The sequence below is a fragment of the Acidimicrobiales bacterium genome (assembly GCA_035316325.1).
Lineage (GTDB): Bacteria > Actinomycetota > Acidimicrobiia > Acidimicrobiales > VFJN01 > DASXTK01.
Genome location: DATHJB010000032.1, coordinates 1 through 2,531, shown reverse-complemented (window position 1 = coordinate 2,531; position 2,531 = coordinate 1). Strand labels below are relative to the sequence as shown.

General features: G+C 74.3%; 5 protein-coding genes. 2 read left to right on the top strand and 3 right to left on the bottom strand.

The window, feature by feature from the left end:
* A partial coding sequence (locus VK611_04450) for a hypothetical protein (protein ID HMG40551.1) occupies window positions 1-588 on the top strand: 588 nt, incomplete at its 5' end.
* Between the two features lie 11 nt (window positions 589-599).
* On the opposite strand, the gene VK611_04445 is transcribed toward VK611_04450, so the two are convergent.
* Genes VK611_04445 through VK611_04435 form a run of 3 tightly spaced genes read right to left on the bottom strand, consistent with a single transcriptional unit; the run spans window position 600 to window position 2,145 of the window.
* Window positions 600-1,019, bottom strand: coding sequence for a VOC family protein (locus tag VK611_04445; GenBank protein ID HMG40550.1), 420 nt, complete (start codon window positions 1,017-1,019; stop codon window positions 600-602).
* Between the two features lie 44 nt (window positions 1,020-1,063).
* Window positions 1,064-1,486, bottom strand: coding sequence for a VOC family protein (locus VK611_04440; GenBank protein ID HMG40549.1), 423 nt, complete (start codon window positions 1,484-1,486; stop codon window positions 1,064-1,066).
* Window positions 1,483-2,145 (bottom strand): dienelactone hydrolase family protein, encoded by a 663-nt coding sequence (locus VK611_04435; GenBank protein HMG40548.1) that lies wholly within the window; start codon window positions 2,143-2,145, stop codon window positions 1,483-1,485. Before VK611_04435 ends, VK611_04440 begins: the two co-directional genes overlap by 4 nt.
* 104 nt (window positions 2,146-2,249) lie before the next feature.
* Between VK611_04435 and VK611_04430 the strand changes: the two genes are divergently transcribed.
* A partial coding sequence (locus VK611_04430) for a hypothetical protein (GenBank protein HMG40547.1) occupies window positions 2,250-2,531 on the top strand: 282 nt, incomplete at its 3' end.

Genomic DNA, 2,531 nt, shown 5'->3' with positions numbered 1-2,531 from the left:
CGGCGGGTCGCCTCTGCCATCCCCACTCCCGCTCGACGGCACCGCAGCTACCGAGGGAGACACATGACCGACGACAACGCCCCGACCTCCGGCTCCGATCCGGTCGACCGCGACGCGATCTACCCGGACCCCACGCCGCCGACGCCACCCGACGAGGTCCCGGAGCCCGACGCCGAGCCCGAGCCCGACGCCGAGGTCGAGGCACCGCCGCCCGACGCCGAGGCACCGCCGGCGGCCCCCGACACCCCGGCCGCCGACACTTCGGTCGACGCCTCCGACCCGCCTCCGCCACGTCGGGGCCAGGGCCGACGGCTCGCCGGAGTCGTGGGCGTCGTCGCCCTGGGGGCCGCACTCGCCGGCGGCGGCTTCGCGGTCGGCCGCGCCACCGCCGACGACGAATCCGACGTCGGCCGCCCGATCGCCTCAAGGGACGACGACGGCCACCGCTGGCCCGGCCCCGACCACGACCGCAGCGACCGTGGAGACGGCGGCCGCCGGGATCGCGGCCAGGGGTGGGACTGCGACGAGGGCCCCATGCCGCGGCCCGGCCCACCGCCGGGCTGGGTCCCCGACGACAACGACGACTGACGCGCACGTTCTCAGGTGATGGTGGTGGAGCCGTCGGGGTGAAGGTGCCAGTCGGGGTTGTGGGCGATCTCCCAGGGGTGGCCGTCCGGGTCGGTGAAGACGCCGGAGTAGCCACCCCAGAACGTCGATCCCGCCGGACGGGTGACGGTGGCGCCCGCCGCCTCGGCCTCGGCCATCACCGTGTCGACCTCGGCCGGCGACGCCACGTTGTGCGCCAGCGTCACGCCGCCCCAGCCGGGGCTGTGGAGCACGCCGCTGTCCTCCGCCAGGCTGGCGATGTCCCATACCGAGAACACCAGCCCACCGGCCTCGAAGAAGGCGACGTCGTCGGTCGGGGCCGACACCGAGGTCCAGCCCAGGCTCTCGTAGAACGTGCGAGCCCGCGCCAGGTCGGTGACGCCGAGGGTGATCACGCTGATGCGCTGTTCCATCCCGGGAGCTTGCCCCGGGGGGAACCCGTCAGTCGCGGACCAACTCAACTATCGAGGTGCTCGAAGGCGGCGGCGGGGTCGGCGTAGGACTTGAGCTCGACCACGTTGCCATCGGGGTCGCGGACCTTGGCCTTGGTCTGCTCCCGGGGCGTGCCGGCGTGGTCGGTGGTGACACGGTGGACCCAGTCGACGTCGGCGGCCTCCAGCCGGGCCAGCAGGTCGACCAGCGTGGCCGCATCGAGGGTGACACCGAAGTGGCGGACACCGGTCGCCTCGGGCGCCATCACGTGGTCCGGGTCGTGCTGCAGGGTCAGCTGGAGGCCGAAGAACCACACGTCGACCCACCCGTCCCGCACCCGCCCCGGCGTGCACCCGACCAGGTCGACGTAGAACCCCCGCGCCCGACCGACGTCGGCCACCGGCAGCGACAGGTGCAGGATCGGCGCGGACCCGGGCGAGGCGGTCACGGCGAGAGGAAGGTCAGGGCGCGGCGCCAGGCGTCCGCGGCGTCGGCGGCGCGATGGGCGGGGCGGTCGGCGTCGTGGACGAAGCCGTGGTCGGCGCCCTCGTAGCGCACCACCGAAACGCCGGCGGCCTCCAGGGCGGCGACGTCGTCGGGTGGGGTCCAGCGGTCGACGGTGCCGATGATCGCCAGCGTCGGGCTGGCGTTCGGCGACGCGAGGGCGTCGAGCGGCTCGCCCTGCCCGTCGCTGCGCCACATGTCCGGCACCCGGACCATCCCGTAGAAGGCGACGGCCCGGTCGAAGCGCCCGATGCCCGCGGCCTTGAGCGTGTACATCCCGCCCATGCAGAACCCCATGATCCCCACCGGCTCGACCCCCAGGGCGTCGGCCGCCGCGGCGGCATCGCCCAGCAGCCGGACGTCGGTGAGCTGCTGCACCCCGGCCATCCGCTCCTCGATCGTGGAGCCGGCGTCGCGGTCGGCCCACGGCTCGAAGGTGGCCACGGCCCACCCCTGCTCGTCCGAGATCCGCTGCGCCATGTCGGTGAAGAGCGGCCGCAGGCCACCGACGTCGGGGATGATCACGAGCCCCCGTGAGGGGTCCCGACCGTCGGACGGGCGCGCCACCGCGGCGGCCGTCCCGGAAGGCAAGGTCGTCTGCACCCGCTGATTCTGCCCCGACCCCCACCTCGCACCCACACCGGGGGACGATCCGTGGTTCAATCCCCGAGGGGCCGGTGTGGACCGGGCCCGTTGGGGGGATGGCCGTGAGGCGGCAGCTGGGCTTGGTCGGTACAGGTGTGGTGGTGCTGGGGCTGTCGGGTTGCTTCTGGCCCGCCCCGGGCGGCGGACCGAGCCGCACCGGGCACAACACCTTCGAGACGGCGATCACGCCGGCGACCGTCGGCGACCTGGAGGAAGCGTGGGTGGCCACGACCGGCGGGGGCGAGGTGCTGCACGACCCCGTGGTGTCGGACGCCGGTGTGCACGTGGGCGTCCAGGCCAGTGATGGCCTCGGCGCCGACACCCTGTTCACGTTCGACACGACG